Origin of the sequence: Duganella sp. BJB476, from assembly GCF_003416895.1 — a bacterium.
Classification (GTDB): Bacteria; Pseudomonadota; Gammaproteobacteria; order Burkholderiales; family Burkholderiaceae_D; genus Rugamonas.
Genome location: NZ_QVIO01000006.1, coordinates 90,243 through 105,914 on the forward strand (window position 1 = coordinate 90,243; position 15,672 = coordinate 105,914).

Consider the following 15,672-nt stretch of genomic DNA (forward strand, 5'->3'; position numbering starts at 1 on the left):
CAGCCTAGTGCGCTGGAGCGATCAGCTCCACGTACTCGTACAGCTCGGCCAGTATGTGTTCGGCGCGCTCATCGGCATCCTGTTGCAGATGGTCGATCTCCCCGAAGAACTGGTCGATGCTGCGCGCACCGCCGGCGCCTTCGTAGAAGCGCGCCGCGCGGTGCTGTTCCCAATGCTCCATCTCGCCCTCGGACAGCGTCTCCGGGAAGTTGCGCGCGCGGTAGCGGAACAGCAATTCCAGCAAGCGCGGATCGCTGAACGACGGCGATGACGTGGCCAGCTTGGCCGGCGTCTCCTTGCGCAGCGTGTCCAGCATGCGGCGGTCGTCCTTGCCGACGAAGCCGTTGTACAGATCCTCGTCCACATCCAGCTCGTCGCCGGCCGGACGGTGGAATACCTGCTCCCATTCCACATCCATGTTGCGGCCGGCTGCGGCCAGCGCGGCGTTGGCCTTGCCTTGCTCCAGGTCGATGCCCCATTTGGCCGCCATCGCCGGCGACAGCGTCTTCAGGTTGGACACCAGCATCGGCGACTTGTTCAGGTGGATGCTCTTGACCGGCAGGCGCGTCACGCCTTCCGGCAGCGCGTCGGCGCGGCTGAAGATGCGGGTGCGGATGGTGTCGGCGTCCAGCGTGAACAGTTCGGTGGGATCGTAGGTGCAATCCCAGACGATCACTTCATTCTTGTTGGTCGGATGCGTGGCCAGCAGCCACACCAGCGCGATGCAGCCGCGCTCGGCCGGGAACATGCCCGACACGTGCAGGAACGGCGCGCGCAGCTGCGGCGCCACATGCATGCCGATCTCGTCGGCCACGCGGTCTTTCTTGTGCAGCGCCAGGCAGAAGTCGAACAGCTTCGGCTGCTTCTGCTTGATCAGGCGCGCCAGCGCGATGGTGGCGCGGACGTCGGACAAGGCATCGTGCGCCGCCTCGTGCAGCAGGCCGTTGGCCTTGGCCAGGTGCTCCAGCTTGAAGCTGGGCTTACCGTCTTCACGCATGGGCCACTCGATGCCTTCCGGGCGCAGCGCGTAGGTCATGCGCACCACGTCCAGCAAGTCCCAGCGGCCGCACTGGTTTTGCCATTCGCGCGCGTACGGGTCGATCAGGTTGCGCCAGAACATGAAGCGGGTGATCTCGTCGTCGAAGCGGATGGTGTTGTAGCCGACGCCGATGGTGCCCGGCTTGGAGAAGGCTTGCTCGATGGTGGCGGCGAACTTGTGCTCGGGCACGCCCCATTCCAGGCATTGCTGCGGCGTGATGCCGGTGATCAGGCAGGATTGCGGGTCCGGCAGGAAATCGTTGGCCGGTTTGCAATACAACATGATGGGATCGCCGATCTCGTTCAGGTCGGCGTCGGTGCGGATCGCGGCGAATTGCGCCGGGCGGTCGCGGCGCGCCTGGGCGCCAAAGGTTTCGTAGTCGTGCCAGAGAAAGGTCTGTGTGGTCATAGTTGCGGTCAAGGGGGCTACAGTTATTCTTAAGTCTGCCGATAATTAAAGGATCTTCCAACAGGAGCCACATCATGGCCACTCCCGTCACTGCAACATCCGGCAGTTCAACAGCCGCGACGCCGGTCCAGGCCAAGGACGATAGCAATGTGAACGTCCAGGCCAAGGCCAAGGCGCAGCTCAACGTGTCTATCGTACAAGCTTCCTTGACGGTCTCGCTGAATTCTTCCAACGATCCGTTGTCGGTGGTGCTGAAAACGGCGCTGACCGGCATTAACGAGGCGCTCAAGGACGATTTCGGCGACAACGCCATCCAGAACGCCGTATCGCAGGATAATACGCCGGAAGGCACCGCGAGCCGCATTGTATCGCTGTCGACCGCGTTTTATGAAGCCTTCAAGCAGCAGCACCCCGGCGAGGAGGGCGATGCGGTGCTCAACAAGTTCATGGATACGCTGAAAAAGGGCGTGGACCAGGGCTTCAAGGAGGCGCGCGGCGTGCTGGACGGGCTGAAGGTGCTGAATGGCGATGTCGCCAGCAATATCGACAAGACTTACGAGCTGGTGCAGAAGGGCTATGCCGACTTCGCCGCCGCGCACCAGGCGCAGCCGGCGGCAGAGACCGACCCAGCGCCGGTCAAGGCTGGACCAGGCCAGTAGGCTCGTGATGGGCCACGCGGTTGCGGCCCAGGTGCTTGGCGCGGTAGAGCGCACCGTCGGCGGCGGCGATCAGCGCATGGTCGTCCTGTCCCGCCTGCAGCGTCGCCACGCCGAATGAGGCCGTGATCTGCGGCAGCGCCACGCGCATGTCGGCAAACACCACCGCCTGCTGCATGCGTTCGCACAGGCGCTCGGCCACCGCCACCGCGACCTTGTCGCTGGTGTCCGGCAACAGCACCATCATTTCCTCGCCACCGTAGCGGACCGCGAAATCGGTCGGCCGCAGCGCGCTGCTGAGCACGTGCGCGGCCGTGCGCAAGGCCTGGTCGCCGGCCAGGTGGCCGTGGCTGTCGTTGAATTTCTTGAAGTGGTCGAGGTCGATCATGATCAGCGCCAGCGGCGCGTGCGAGCCTTGTGCGGTGGCGATCATGGTCGGCAGCAGGTCGTTGAGCCAGGCGCGGTTGTACAAGCCCGTCAGGCCGTCGATCATCGACAACTGGCGGTAGAACTCGCCCAGCTTCTGGCGCCGGCGCAGCTGCGCGTTGGCGGCGCGGATGCGGAAGGACAGCAGCCGCAGCAGGTTACGCGCCAGCACATTCGATTCGTCGATCAGCTTCCAGACGATGTCGGCCTCGATCACCAGCACTTCGCTCTGCTCCAGCGCGGTGATGCTGGACAGGTTGGCTTCCTCGTCCAACACCGATTGCTCGCCCACGCTTTCGCCCGGCAGTATCTTGCTGACGGTGCCATCGGCCATGCCGGTGCGGGTGTCGGTGGCGACCGACAGCGCGCCGCGCAACACGATGTAGAGGCGGGCGCGGCTGGAATCGGTGACCGCCTGCTCGGCTTCCAGTTGCATCACGGGGCAGGGCGCCAGCAGTCTGGCTATGGCGGCGTCGTCATCGGCGTTGCGCAGCAGCTGCAAGTCGCTGATCTGGTAGCGGGAGGCGCCGAATGTGCTGATTTGTTTCAAAATGGTCTTTCAGGATGCTGATGGGCAAGCACAGTAATCATAGCTGAACTGCCTTGTATCCAGTGTAAATTTCATGCCCGCAGTTGTTGCACGTTGTATCCGCAGATGCTTCAATGTCGCATTGCCCACACTGGATGACAACATGGAATATACCGACGCGATCGGCACTACACACCGGGCCGATCCGAACGCGCGCATCGTCTCGCTGGTGCCGTCGATTACCGAGCTGCTGTGCGACCTGGGACTGGCCGGGCAACTGGTGGGGCGCACCGGCTTCTGCATCCATCCGGCCGCGGTGGTGCAAGCCATCCCCAAGGTCGGCGGCACCAAGGATGTGAATATCGACAAGATCCGCAAGCTGGCGCCGACCCATTTGGTGGTCAATATCGACGAGAACGAAAAGCCGACCGTCGAGCTGTTGGCGGAGTTCATTCCGAACATCGTCGTCACCCATCCGCTGCGCCCGCGCGACAACCTGGAGCTGGCGCGCCTGATGGGCGGGGTGTTCTGCCGCGAGCAGGCGGCGGCCGACTGGTGCGCGGCGTTCGAGGCGGAATATGCGCTGCTGCGCGCCATGCCGCCGGGCCGGCCGCAGACGATGTTGTACTGCATCTGGCAAGACCCGTGGATGACAATCTCGCCGGATACCTACATCGCGCGCATGCTGGAGGAAATCGGCTGGCGCGTGCCGGACCTGGGCGAGGTGCGTTATCCGCGCTTCGAATGGTCGTCGGAATTGATCGCTCAGGTGGACGGGGTGTTGTTGTCGAGCGAACCGTATCGCTTCACGGAAGCCCATGCGGATGCGCTGGAAAAACAGATCGGCAAGCCGGTGTTGCTGGTCGATGGGGAGATGATGTCGTGGTATGGCAGCCGGTCGCTGCAAGGCTTGAAGTATTTGCGGGAGCTAGCACAGCGCTAGCTCCGCCCATTTCAGAATTATTCGGTGTCGTCTGCGTCGGCTTCGGCCGGCACGGCGCCGTTGGCGTGACGCTTGTCTTTGTCATGCAGGCGGCCCAGGGCGCTGTCGATGGCGCGCTTGAGTTTGTCCGCCGAACCGCCGATGGCCTGGTGCAGCGTGGCGGCGTGATCGCTGACGGCGATCGGTTGATACCCGGTGACGCGGGCTTCCATCAGGCAGCGGTTATCGCCATCGGCCGATTTCTGCACCAGGTTATCGCTCAGGTGGACTTCGACGCGGGTGATCTGCTCGCCGAAGCGGTGGAGGGCATTGCTCACGACCGTTTGTACATGTTCATCCAGACCGGCGTGGCGGTCGATGGTTTTGTCGGCATTGATATTGATTTGCATACGCTTGCTCCTGTTTGTTGAACTGCAAAACAATATTACTCCTTTTCTCCTTAGGTTCCCGTTAAGTCGCTAACCATTGATGAGCGAAGCGGCAATGTTGATCGACAAACCCAGGATCGCCAGGTTGTAGAAGAAACACAGCACCGACTGCCCCAGCACCACCTGGCGCATGGCGCGGCCGCGCACGGCCACGTCCGAGGTCTGCACCGCCATCGAGATGGTGAACGAGAAATACAGGAAGTCCCAGTAGTTCGGCGTCAGTTCCTGGTCGGGGAATTGCAGCGGTTTCTCGCCGTCTTTCTTGATGTAGTACAGGTGCGCGTAGTGCGAGCAGAACATGGTGCCGATCATGAACCACGAGCCGGTCAGGGTCAGCACCACGAAGCCGTAATGGTAGGCCATGTCGGCCGGCGGCACGTCTTTCAGCGCGGACAGCTGCGAGATGATGGCCACCAGGCTGATCATGATTACCAGCGACAGCGTGGTCAGGATCACCGGCCCTTTTTCATCCTGGCGGCAGGCGGCGCGGTGGATGTCGTGCTGGTCGGCGCGCACCATCATCCACCACATCGACAACAGATAGGACCAGACGGTGATATTCCACGCCGTCAGCAGGCGCGACAGCAGCGGCCAGGCGTTCGGCAGCAGCGGGGCGGCCAGGGCGCCCAGCAAGACCGCCAGGCTCAGGTGAGGGCGGCTGTGGATGATGCCAGGCAGGCGTATGCGTAAAGTCATGGTTGATCCTCGTGTGGAAAGCGGTCCATGCGCGACAGGACGGGGAACAGCACGGCCCAGGCGCCGGTGACGGCCAAGGTGGCGGCGCCGCCGAACAACACCGCGCGCGTCAGGCCCATCCAGCCGGCGGTCAGGCCGGATTCAAATTCGCCCAGCTCGTTCGAGGCGCCGATGAACACCGAATTGACGGCGCTGACGCGGCCGCGGATCGCGTCCGGCGTTTCGTACTGCACCAGCAGGTGCCGCACGTAGACGCTGATCATGTCGCCCGCGCCCATCAGGAACAGCGCCGCCAGCGCGATGACGAAGGTGGAGGTGGCGCCCAGCACCAGCGTGCAGACGCCGAACACGCCGACGCCGCCCAGCATCCACAGGCCGACCCGGCGCGTGATCGGGAAGAAGGCCAGCGCGATCGAGCACAGGGCGGCGCCGGCGCCGGGCGCGGTGCGCAGCATGCCGAGGCCGGTCGGGCCGACGTGCAGCACGTCGTGCGCCAGCGCTGGCAGCAGCGCGGTGGCGCCGCCGAACAGCACGGCAAACAGGTCGAGCGAGATCGCCCCCAGCACCACTGGCTTGGACCAGACGAAACGCAAGCCTTCGAGCACGGTGTGCCAGGTGGCCGGTTCGCGGTTGCTGGGCTGCTTGACCGATTTGACCAGCGACATCATCACCACCGCGGCCACCAGCAGCGCCGAGGAAATCATATAAACCGTTTTCGGCCCGGCCAGGTAGAACAGGCCGCCCAGGGTGGGGCCGAGGATGACGGCGACGTGGAAGCTCGACGAGCTCAGCGCGACGGCCTTGCTGAAGCTCTCGGCCGGCACCAGGTTGACCAGGATGGCTTGCGTGGCCGGCCCCATGAAGGCGCGCGCGCTGCCAAACAGCACCAGCACGGCAAACACCGGCCACACGGCGCTCAGGCCGGCGATGGTGAAGCCCAGCAGCATCAGCCCGCACAGCAACTGCGCACCGAGCGCCAGCGCGATCAGGTTGCGGCGGTCGTAGCGGTCGGCGGCGTGGCCGGCGATCAGGATCAGCAGCAGGAAGGGCGCGAACTGCGCCAGCCCGATCAGGCCGAGGTCGAACAGGTTGTGGGTCATCGCATAGACTTGCCAGCCGATGGCGACGTTTTGCATCTGGACCGCCAGGGTGGCGAGGGTGCGGGCGGAAAGGTAGAGGGCGAAGTTACGGTGGCGCAGGACGCTGAAGCCGTTGCTGGAGCTGGTACTGTCGGTCATTTGAGCTTTCAGGGAGCAGAGCCTTGGGACTCCGCATCCCTGTCTGCTCCCGGTGGAGATGGATGCTTAGGCTTAGGACTTGTGGATGTCGGCTTCGGTGGTGAAGGCATCGGCGTAGAATTCATCCTCCGGCAAACGGCATTGCGCGACGAAATCGCGCTTGGCCGAATCGACCACGATCGGCGCGCCGCAGGCATACACCTGGTGGCCGGACAGGTCGGGCAGGTCGGCCATGACGGCGGCGTGCACGAAGCCGGTGCGGCCGCTCCAGTGGTCTTCCGGCAGCGCGGCCGAGATCACCGGCACGTAGGTGAAGTTCGGCAGGATGGCTTCCCATTGGCGGCACAGCGCGTCCATGTACAGGTCCTGTGGGCGGCGGCCGCCCCAGTACAAGGTCATCGGACGTTGCGAATCCTGCGCGCGCAGGTGCTCGATGATGGCCTTGATCGGCGCGAAGCCGGTGCCGGAGGCCAGCAGCACCATCGGCTTGTCGCTGTCCTCGCGCACGAAGAAGGTGCCCATCGGGCCTTCGAAGCGCAGGATGTCGCGTTCCTTCAGGGTGCTGAACACCTGGTCGGTGAACAGGCCGCCCGGCATGTGGCGGATGTGCAGGCTCAGCGGCTGGTCCTGGTCCGGCGGCGAAGCCAGGCTGTAGCTGCGGCGCTTGCCGTCGCGCAGCATGAATTCGATATACTGGCCGGCGCGGAATTTCAGCGTTTCGTTGGCCGGCAGTTGCAGGGTCATGACGATCACGTCGGGCGCCAGTTTTTCCAGCGTCGCCACGCGCGACGGCATCTTGCGGATCGGGTAGTCGTCGCTGCCGGCCACTTCGCGCGCCTCGATCACCAGGTCGCTGTGGGCGGTGGCGCAGCAGAACAGCGCCTGGCCGGCCGCTTCCTCGTCCTTGGTCAGCGCACGTTCCTGGTGCGCCTTGTGCGTGACCGAACCGGAAATGACTTTGCCCTTGCAGGAACTGCACGCGCCATTCTTGCAGCCATAGGGCAGGCCGACGCCGGCGCGCATGGCCGCGGCCAGCACGGTTTCGTCTTGCTCGCAGCTGAATTGATGGCCGCTGGGCTGTACAGTAATTTGAAACGTCATACAATCCTTCAATGAAAAAACTTACTATTCAAAAATTCAAGCTGCCGCGCCTGTTGATCGTGGGCTGCGGCGACGTCGGCATGCGGCTGCTGCCGCTGTTGCGTCCGTATTTTCGCGTGTTCGCCACCACCAGTCAGCCGTCGCGCTGCGCCGAATTGCGCGCGCTGGGCGCCGTGCCGCTGGTGGTCGACCTGGACCAGCCTGCCACTTTGCGGCGCCTGGCCGGCCTGGCCAGCCATGTCGTGCATCTGGCGCCGCCGCCCGCCGAGGGGCCGCTGGACCGCCGCACGCGCAATCTGACCGCCATTTTACCTGAGCACGCCCGTCTGGTTTATGTCAGCACCACCGGCGTCTACGGAGATTGCGGCGGAGCGTTGTTTGACGAGAGCCGTCCGGTGGCGCCGCGCAACGCGCGCGCCCTGCGCCGGGTGGATGCCGAGGAGGTGCTGCGGGGCTGGGCGCGGCGCGCCGGCGCGCAATTGTCCATCCTGCGGGTGCCGGGGATTTATGCCGCCGAGCGCCTGCCGCTGAAGCGCTTGCAGGCGGGCACGCCGGCGCTGGTCGAGGCCGAGGACGTGTACACCAACCACATCCATGCGGACGACCTGGCAGCCATCATCGCGCGCGCACTGTTCCGCGCCTTGCCCAACCGGGTGTATCACGCGGTGGACGATAGCGATATGAAGATGGCGGAGTATTTCGATGCGGTGGCGGACGCCTTCCAGCTGTCGCGCCCGCCGCGCCTGGTGCGCGCCGAGTTGCAGAAGGTGGTGACGCCGGCCTTGCTGTCGTTTATGTCGGAGTCGCGCCGGCTGAGCAACGGCCGCATCAAGCGTGAGCTGGGCGTGCGGCTGCGCTACGCCACCGTGGCGCAGATGTTGAAGGGGTGATCAGGCGCGCGGCGGACGCTTCTTCTGCTGCACGCGCTGTTGCTGCTTCTTCTGGGTCTGCACTTTGTTCTGCTTGGCTTCGTACAGGGCGACGGCGTCCTTGCGGGCCTGTTCCGGCGTGCGCATTTCCTCATTGTCATCGTGGGCGACGAAATATTCGGCGTCCTGGGCGTCGACCACCAGCTTGATGGCGGCGGCGTCGTCCAGGTCATAGATTTCGTGGAGCAGCGTCGTTACTTCGTCGAGAAATTCTTCGTAGGTCATGGATGTATGTAAAAACAAGTAAAGACGGGGCGGAAATTACACTAGTGCAAGTCGTTTCCGTGAGGTTTGTGCCAAAATGGCAACGCAATTTTTATGAGCTATATCAATCAAGTCTGCACATGATACGATATTGTTAGCCATCTCACGAAGGAGCCATGGGTATGACAGCCACTTCCCATCCCAGCAAGGAGCAGGTTCGCGCCTATATGCACCAGCGTGAGTGCGACCGCCGTCCTCCTCCTACTCCCGACGAGATCCGCCGCCAGCTGGGCTGGTACTACAATTCTCACGACATCGACTTCCTCGGTTCTTCCACACTTCTCTTCCCAGGCTCTATCGCCCAACTGGCCGCTTTGATGGCCGTTGAATGGTGTTTCCGTGCCGCCGGCATCAGCCGTTCCAACTGACTTTACCAATATTTATACCTTTTCTCGCAACAAATATCTTCCTAGCACAAGAAATAGGGGTAGAATCTCTCTAAATCTCACCGAAATGTCTGATGAGTTGGCCGTTCGTTAACGTAAACGTGTATTATCTCGGCTAAGCACTAAAAACCGGCACAAATGACTGTGTTTTGTAGTGCTTCATTGGTAATAGAGCTGAAAATTTTTTTTACCCATGTGTCGTTTTTTTTCAAAGACGGCCAGAACCTACTTAAAAAACATTATGTCTATCAAAGAAATCACCGCATCGCCGACCTACAACCCAAATCGCGTGCTGGACGCCATCATCGAGAAGTTGCAACTGAAAAATGATGCAGCCCTGTCGCGCGCGCTGGAAGTAGCGCCACCGGTCATCAGCAAGATCCGCCACAACACGCTGCCTATCGGCGCGACCATCCTGATCCGCATGCACGAGATCAGCGATTTCAGCATTCGCGAACTGCGCGAATTGATGGCGGCCTGATGACGGGCCAGTCGTAAAGAAAACGGCGCGGACCTCTCGGTCACGCGCCGTTGTCTTATGCGGCCTGGTTCGTCTTGCCGTTGGCCTGGTGCTCAGGCCGACGTGCTGATGGTGGTGCCGATGCGCTGGCCGCTGGTGTTGACGGTCGGCGCGGCTGCCACTTGCGGCGGCACCGGCGGGGCCGGCGGCGTGACGCGTTCGGCGGGTTTGTCCGCCGCCTTCACCGGCTCAGGCTGGCGGGGCGGCGTCGGTGGTACGACGGCGGTACTGGAAGCTACGGTATTGACAGCCATGATGAACTCCCATCATCCATAAATATCCCCAGAGTATGCCACTTATTTGAGCAGCCCGCCTGTTCGCGTTGCCGTGTGTGGCGCAAACGCCAGTGCTCAGGCCGACGGCGTAAGGCGCGGACGGTCGCTGTAGAAGCTGGCGACGCGGGCCTGGTCGATGATCGCGCCGGCGTCGGCGGCCGTTTGCAAGCCTTCCGCTACTTTGCCTGGCGCCGCCGAGTAGGCTGTCACGCCGGGAGCGGCTGAGTACGCAGTCTTGGCGCTCACGCCTGGGGCGGCCGAGTACGCGGTTTTGGCGGAAACGCCAGGGGCGGCCGAATACGCGGTCTTGGCGCTCACACCTGGGGCAGCCGAGTAGGCGGTTTTAGCGGAAATGCCTGGGGCAGCAGAGTAGGCGGTTTTGGCCGCGACGCCAGGAGCAGCCGAGTAAGCGGTCTTGGCCGCGACGGCAGGCGCTGCCGAGTAAGCCGTCACACCCGGTGCGGCCGAGTAAGCCGTTGCGCTCGGCGCTGCCGAGTAGGCCACGTCCTGATGCGCCGCGCCGCGCAGATAGGATTCGCCGAAAGTCGCCTCATACAATTCCTGCATGCGATGGCCGAGACGCTCGTGCGCCACCAGGTCGTCCTCGCCGCGCAGGCCGATGTACGGGAAGTGGTGCAGGAAATGGCCGAACACGGCGTCGCAGTCGACGGCGTATTTCATCGTGTCCAGGATGTGGTAGTGCCAGAAGGTATCCACGTCGACCAACGGTGCGGTCTGCTCATTCGGGAACTGCTTCATCAGGAACAGGAAACGGCGATATTCGGTTTCGATGGCGTTGGCGCGTTCCAGCGACCAGCCTTCGCCGGATTCCTTATGCATCAGCTTGACTTTGATAGGTTCCAGGTCCAGTGCATTGATGACGTTCATGGCATTTCCTTTGCGTTGATGAGGCGGGTTGAAAAAATAGAACAATTGCAATTCTTGCCCAGCGTAAGCGAAGGGCCTTTGATTTTTCTCAAGCTTTATCAGGAACGTCCTACGGTATTGGGAATGCGCTGACCCAGACGCGGCCGTTTACGCCGGCGCGTCGGCCGCCAGGCGGGCGGGGAGTTGGTGGTCGTCGGCCGTCGGGGGCGGAACGTACTCGACCGGTACCGAGATCGATACCGTGGTGCCGGCGTTGTGGCCGCCGGTGATGGCGCAATGGCCGCCGAGCAGGCTGATGCGCTCCTCGATGCCGACCAGGCCGAAGGAGCCGACCTTGTTGCGGCTGCTCTCGCGCATGCCGACGCCGTTGTCGCTGATGGTCATGCTGAGCATGCCGCCGGCCTGGCGCAGCTCGACCCGCACCAGGCTGGCGCGCGCGTGCTGCAAGATGTTGCTCAGCGATTCCTGCAACACGCGGAAGAAAGCGGTGGCGCAGCGGTCGTCGAGGCGGATGTCGCTCTGGTGTTCGATCAGTTCGCAGACCATGCCGGAGCGCTGGCGGAACTGGGCGATCTGCCATTCCACCGCGGCGTTCAGGCCCAGGTCCAGCACCGTCGGCCGCAGGTCGTTGATGATGTGGCGCACGCTCTTGATGGTGCTGTCGATCTGGGTCAGCGTGCTGCGCGCGCGCGCGTGCAGGCGCGGGTGGTTTTGCCGGGTGCGCGAGGCCAGCAGGTCGGCCTCGATGCGCAGCACCAGCAGGTTCTGGCCCAGGTCGTCGTGGATTTCGCGGGCGATGCGCTTGCGTTCCTGCTCCTTGATCTGGTCGGCGTGGGCCGCCAGCTGGCGCAGCTTGTGGTGCGACAGTTGCAGCTTGGCCTGGCTGTCGCGCAGCTCCTTGGTCATGGCCTTGGCCATTTTGATGGCGCGCATGCGCGACGACGACAGCGTGTGGAACAGCAGGTAGAACAGCAGCGAGCCGACAAAGCCGCAAGCCATGGCCAGCCACGGCAGGAAGGCGTCGAAGCGGCTGTACCAGACCGTCTTGGGGGCGCTGAAATGGGCCGACCATAGTCGGCCGTTGAAGTCCAGCGGCAGCACGATGGCGAACTTGTCGTCGCGGTGCGCCGTGTGCCGCGCGCTGGCGCTGTTGTCGTACAGCAGGGTGAGCGGCGAGACGCTGCCGTCGGCGTTCTTGCCATCGTCGTACAACATCAGGTGCACTTCGCGCACCTGCATCTGGTCCATGGCCGCGCGCACCAGGCGCGGCACGCTAAAGCCTATGCCCACCGAGCCGACGTAGGCCGCCCGGCGCTGCGCCACGTCGTTAAGCGGCACGTCCTTGTGGTAGAGCGGCAGGCGCATCGCCAGCGCCCAGCCCTGGGAATTGCGGGTGTTTTCGATCGGCATGCCCGAAGTGATCAGCTTGCCTGTGTCGCGCGCCAGCGCGATGGCGCGCGCCGCCTGCTCCCTGGCGCCGATGTCGACGCCAAGCCGGTTGCGGTAAGGGGCGATGGGCTCGATCATGGTCAGCACCGAATACTCGGCGCGCCGGCCGGCGGGCTTGATGGTGAAGTTGGGGTAGCCGTCAGGCTGGCTGTCGCCGCTGCGGGCCGCGGCGCGCTCGAAGGCGTCGCGCTGGGCATCGGTCACGTGCTGGGTGAAATTGATGTTGTCCAGCGCAGGAAACTGTTGTGCCAGGTCCAGTCCGTTGACGTAGCGGTGGAAGCTGGCGCGGTCGACGCGGTCGCTGGCATCGAAGAAGCTGGCGGTGCCGCGCAGCACGTCGGTGTAGGCGTTGATGCGCGAGGTGATGTTGTATTGGGCGTTGCGGGCCTGCTGCGTGAAGCGCTCGGCGGCATCGTGTTCGATGGTTTTGTAGACCAGCACATAGCACAGCGCACTAATCCCCAGCGATAGCAAGACGCCAGCCCACCACACCGGCTTGCTCGGGGAGAATAGTTGTTTTTGCGCAAGTAACGCTGCCATATCGAATGCTTGAAGCAACTCCTGGGACCGGATGAGGCTGAATATAGGAAACTTTGGCGATGCTAGTCAAGTAAATTTGTGAATTTGCTACTTGTCCTGGACGTTTTGTCATGAGCGGCCATGCAAAAAGGCCGGCGCCTCCAATGGAGAGAGCGCCGGCCCGGGGGCCTGCAACTTGCCGTATCGGTTGCGCTTTACTTGGCGACCCAGCTGTCTTTCAGCGTGACGATGCGGTTGAACACCGGCTTGCCTGGCGTGGAATCGACGCGGTCGGCGACGAAGTAGCCGTGGCGCTCGAACTGGAAGCGCTGGTCCGGCTGGGCCGCGCTCATGCCCGGCTCCAGGTAGGCGGTGATGACTTCCTTGGCGTTCGGGTTCAGCAGCGAGATGAAGTCCTTGCCGCCGGCGTCCGGATTGGCGTCGGTGAACAGGCGGTCGTACAGGCGCACTTCGGCTTCCAGCGCGGTGGCGGCGGAGACCCAGTGGATATTGCCCTTGACCTTGTAGTTGTCCGAGCCCGGCGTGCCCGATTTCGAATCCGGGAAGTAGTTGACGTGCACCGCCACCACTTTGCCGTTCTCGTCCTTGTCGTAGCCGGTGCATTCGGTCACGTAGCCGTGGCGCAGGCGCACGCGGCTGCCCGGCTTGTCGTCGACCGGCGGCGCGTAGCGGAAATAGCCCTTGCTCGGCACTTCCATGAAGTCCTCTTCCTCGATCCACAGCTCGCGCGTGATCGGGAAGCTGCGCACGCCCATTTCCGGGTGGTGCGGGTGGACCGGCGAGCTGCATTCCTCGCTCAGGCCTTCAGGGTAGTTGTCGATGATCAGCTTCAACGGACGCAGCACGGCGGTGGCGCGCGGCGCCTTCGGGTCCAGGTCTTCGCGGATGCAGCCTTCGAGCGTGCTCATGTCGATCCAGCCGTCGGCCTTGGTCACGCCGATGCGTTCGCAGAACAGCTTGATCGCTTCCGGCGTGTAGCCGCGGCGGCGCAGGCCGACGATGGTTGGCATGCGCGGGTCGTCCCAGCCGTCGACGATCTTTTCTTCCACCAGCTGGCGCAGCTTGCGCTTGCTGGTGACGACGTAGGTCAGGTTCAGGCGCGAGAACTCGTACTGGCGCGGCACCGGCAGCTTGAAGAAGCCGCCCGCCGACAGGGTTTCCAGCAGCCAGTCGTAGAACGGACGGTGGTCCTGGAATTCCAGCGTGCAGATCGAATGGGTGATGTTTTCCAGCGCGTCCGAGATCGGGTGCGTGTAGTCGTACATCGGGTAGATGCACCAGGCGTCGCCGGTGCGCACGTGGTGGGCGTGGCGGATGCGATAGATGGCCGGGTCGCGCAGGTTCATGTTCGGCGACGACATCGCGTCTGCGCTGGTCTTGGCGCGCAGGATGTGCTGGCCGTCGGCATATTTGCCGGCCTTCATGTCGCGGAAGATCTGCAGCGATTCGGCGGCCGGACGGTCGCGGAACGGCGAATTCTTGCCCGGGGTGTTGAAATTGCCGCGGTTGGCCGCCATCTCGTCGGCCGACTGGCTGTCGACGTAGGCAAAACCCTTTTCAATCAGGTATTCGGCCATCGCGTACAGCTGCTCGAAGTAGTCGGACGCGTAGTGCAGATGGTGCTCGACGCCGCCGTTGGCAGCCGGATAGTCGTAGTCAAAGCCCAGCCATTTGACGCTGTCGATGATGGTGTCGACGTATTCCTGCTCTTCCTTGGCCGGGTTGGTGTCGTCGAAGCGCAGGTTGCAGCGGCCCTGGTAGTCGCGCGCCAGGCCGAAGTTCAGGCAGATCGATTTGGCGTGGCCGATGTGCAGGTAGCCGTTCGGCTCCGGCGGGAAGCGGGTGATCACGCTCGGCATGCCCTCGCGGACGTGGGTGCCGGCCGCCAGGTCGGATTCGACGATGGCGCGCAGGAAATTGGAGGTCAGGACGGGCGTTGGGCTGTTTTTGTCGTTGCTCATCTGAAAAGTTGGCTTTGCAAAAGTTCGAGTGAAGGGCATTTTACCGTATCCCCTCTATGACAGCGGCGGAAATGCTGCATTGCGGCGGCCCTCGGAGGAAATTGCAATGCCTACACGGGTATAATTCGTCTTTAATTGTTCGGCATCACGGCCCGGAGTTTCCAAAATGGAAAATTATTACAACACGCTGGGTATCGCGCCTAACGCCACCGACGACGAGATCAAGAAGATTTACCGCTCGCTGGCGATGCGCTTCCACCCGGACCGTAACCAGGCGCCCGGCGCGGAGGCGCGCTTCAAGGCCATCACCAAGGCTTATGAAATCCTGTCCGATCCGGTCAAGCGCGAGGAATACAACCAGAGCGTGAACCACCGCATCATCATCGACCCGGAAGCGGAAGCGTACCAGTTGTGGCGTGCGGTGTTCAACCTGCATGGCACCGTGCTGCCACCGGCCTGAGCCGGCCACACACCAGAAAAAGAAAGCAAGCAATGTCTAGAAAAGTACACCCTGAGTTCGCCTATCAATCGCGCGAGCTCGAAGGCCAGATCGAGGGCATCCTGGGCGACCCTCCCGACCGCAAGAACTACCAGCGCATGATAGCCGCGCTGGTGTCGGAGTACGCCAGCGGCGGCGGCATCGAAGACGTCAACATGCTGGCCTTCGCGCTGGTCGACCACCTGGAGTTCAACAACCCGAAAGGCTTGCTGGCCGAGGCGGAAGACTACGAGTTCGGCGACGCCGGCCGCGTGTTCGCGATGGCGTCGTGCAAGGGCGAGGAAGCGGCGCGCATGTACGCGGCGCTGGAAGAGAACCTGCCGGACCTGGCGCGCCAGGCCATCATCACCGCGTTCCTGTACAAGAACCCGCGCAAGTGGGACGACGACGACCAGTCGCTGGAGCAGCTGTCGGCCAACGACGACGGCGACGATGTCGACGACGAAGACCAGGCGACCGACGACTTCGCCCAGATGTTCGATCAGGATGGAGAGTAA

Annotated in this window: 18 protein-coding genes; 7 read left to right on the forward strand and 11 right to left on the reverse strand. The window is 63.1% G+C overall.

Annotation, left to right across the window (positions count from 1 at the left end; all coding sequences use genetic code 11):
* Nucleotides 1-4: 4 nt before the first annotated feature.
* On the reverse strand, nt 5-1,447 hold the full coding sequence (gene sbcB, locus D0T21_RS22350; protein WP_116993542.1) for an exodeoxyribonuclease I: 1,443 nt from the start codon (nt 1,445-1,447) through the stop codon (nt 5-7).
* Nucleotides 1,448-1,521: 74 nt separating this feature from the next.
* Here sbcB and D0T21_RS22355 point away from each other — a divergent pair, with 74 nt between their 5' ends.
* Nucleotides 1,522-2,106, forward strand: coding sequence for a DUF5610 domain-containing protein (locus D0T21_RS22355; RefSeq protein WP_116993541.1), 585 nt, complete (start codon nt 1,522-1,524; stop codon nt 2,104-2,106).
* Here the strand turns inward: D0T21_RS22355 and D0T21_RS22360 are convergent.
* Nucleotides 2,084-3,079, reverse strand: coding sequence for a GGDEF domain-containing protein (locus D0T21_RS22360; RefSeq protein ID WP_116993540.1), 996 nt, complete (start codon nt 3,077-3,079; stop codon nt 2,084-2,086). The two genes, D0T21_RS22355 and D0T21_RS22360, sit on opposite strands and share 23 nt — an antisense overlap.
* 142 nt (nt 3,080-3,221) lie before the next feature.
* Between D0T21_RS22360 and D0T21_RS22365 the strand changes: the two genes are divergently transcribed.
* Nucleotides 3,222-4,001 (forward strand): helical backbone metal receptor, encoded by a 780-nt coding sequence (locus D0T21_RS22365; protein WP_116993539.1) that lies wholly within the window; start codon nt 3,222-3,224, stop codon nt 3,999-4,001.
* A 17-nt stretch (nt 4,002-4,018) separates the two neighbouring features.
* On the opposite strand, the gene D0T21_RS22370 is transcribed toward D0T21_RS22365, so the two are convergent.
* The 4 genes from D0T21_RS22370 to D0T21_RS22385 form a co-directional block, all read right to left on the reverse strand.
* Nucleotides 4,019-4,390 (reverse strand): HPF/RaiA family ribosome-associated protein, encoded by a 372-nt coding sequence (locus D0T21_RS22370; protein WP_116993538.1) that lies wholly within the window; start codon nt 4,388-4,390, stop codon nt 4,019-4,021.
* Between the two features lie 69 nt (nt 4,391-4,459).
* Entirely contained in the window at nt 4,460-5,125 is a 666-nt protein-coding gene (locus D0T21_RS22375; RefSeq protein ID WP_116993537.1) for a DUF1345 domain-containing protein, read from the reverse strand.
* Nucleotides 5,122-6,363 carry an MFS transporter gene (locus D0T21_RS22380; protein WP_116993536.1) on the reverse strand — a complete coding sequence of 414 codons (1,242 nt, stop codon included), beginning with the start codon at nt 6,361-6,363 and terminating at the stop codon, nt 5,122-5,124. The genes D0T21_RS22375 and D0T21_RS22380 overlap by 4 nt, the downstream gene beginning before the upstream one ends.
* A 72-nt stretch (nt 6,364-6,435) precedes the next feature.
* A complete protein-coding gene (locus D0T21_RS22385; RefSeq protein WP_116993535.1) occupies nt 6,436-7,464 on the reverse strand; it encodes a CDP-6-deoxy-delta-3,4-glucoseen reductase in 1,029 nt (342 codons plus the stop codon).
* An 11-nt stretch (nt 7,465-7,475) separates the two neighbouring features.
* Between D0T21_RS22385 and D0T21_RS22390 the strand changes: the two genes are divergently transcribed.
* Entirely contained in the window at nt 7,476-8,354 is an 879-nt protein-coding gene (locus tag D0T21_RS22390; RefSeq protein ID WP_116993534.1) for an SDR family oxidoreductase, read from the forward strand.
* On the opposite strand, the gene D0T21_RS22395 is transcribed toward D0T21_RS22390, so the two are convergent.
* Nucleotides 8,355-8,618: a hypothetical protein gene (locus D0T21_RS22395; RefSeq protein WP_116993533.1), complete on the reverse strand. Its 264-nt coding sequence runs from the start codon at nt 8,616-8,618 to the stop codon at nt 8,355-8,357. It abuts the gene before it with no gap.
* A gap of 161 nt (nt 8,619-8,779) precedes the next feature.
* On the opposite strand from D0T21_RS22395, the gene D0T21_RS22400 reads away from it, so the two are divergent.
* Together D0T21_RS22400 and D0T21_RS22405 are read left to right on the forward strand one after the other, a co-directional pair.
* Nucleotides 8,780-9,025, forward strand: coding sequence for a hypothetical protein (locus D0T21_RS22400; RefSeq protein WP_229211599.1), 246 nt, complete (start codon nt 8,780-8,782; stop codon nt 9,023-9,025).
* 259 nt (nt 9,026-9,284) lie between these two features.
* The gene (locus D0T21_RS22405) at nt 9,285-9,524 is read left to right on the forward strand and encodes a hypothetical protein (protein WP_008445950.1); all 240 of its coding nucleotides are present in this window, start codon (nt 9,285-9,287) and stop codon (nt 9,522-9,524) included.
* A gap of 92 nt (nt 9,525-9,616) precedes the next feature.
* Here D0T21_RS22405 and D0T21_RS31810 read toward each other — a convergent pair whose 3' ends face one another.
* The 4 genes from D0T21_RS31810 to D0T21_RS22420 all read right to left on the reverse strand — a co-directional run bounded on the left by D0T21_RS31810 (nt 9,617) and on the right by D0T21_RS22420 (nt 14,676).
* Nucleotides 9,617-9,817, reverse strand: a complete 201-nt coding sequence (locus tag D0T21_RS31810) for a hypothetical protein (protein WP_147328158.1) — start codon at nt 9,815-9,817, stop codon at nt 9,617-9,619.
* Between the two features lie 96 nt (nt 9,818-9,913).
* Entirely contained in the window at nt 9,914-10,726 is an 813-nt protein-coding gene (locus D0T21_RS22410; RefSeq protein WP_116993531.1) for a hypothetical protein, read from the reverse strand.
* 147 nt (nt 10,727-10,873) lie between these two features.
* Nucleotides 10,874-12,715, reverse strand: a complete 1,842-nt coding sequence (locus D0T21_RS22415) for a CHASE domain-containing protein (RefSeq protein ID WP_229211600.1) — start codon at nt 12,713-12,715, stop codon at nt 10,874-10,876.
* A gap of 194 nt (nt 12,716-12,909) precedes the next feature.
* Complete coding sequence (locus D0T21_RS22420; RefSeq protein ID WP_116993530.1) at nt 12,910-14,676, reverse strand: glutamine--tRNA ligase/YqeY domain fusion protein; 1,767 nt, start codon at nt 14,674-14,676, stop codon at nt 12,910-12,912.
* A 166-nt stretch (nt 14,677-14,842) separates the two neighbouring features.
* Between D0T21_RS22420 and D0T21_RS22425 the strand changes: the two genes are divergently transcribed.
* Entirely contained in the window at nt 14,843-15,136 is a 294-nt protein-coding gene (locus D0T21_RS22425; RefSeq protein ID WP_116993529.1) for a DnaJ domain-containing protein, read from the forward strand.
* A gap of 32 nt (nt 15,137-15,168) precedes the next feature.
* A complete protein-coding gene (locus D0T21_RS22430) occupies nt 15,169-15,672 on the forward strand; it encodes a hypothetical protein (RefSeq protein WP_116993528.1) in 504 nt (167 codons plus the stop codon).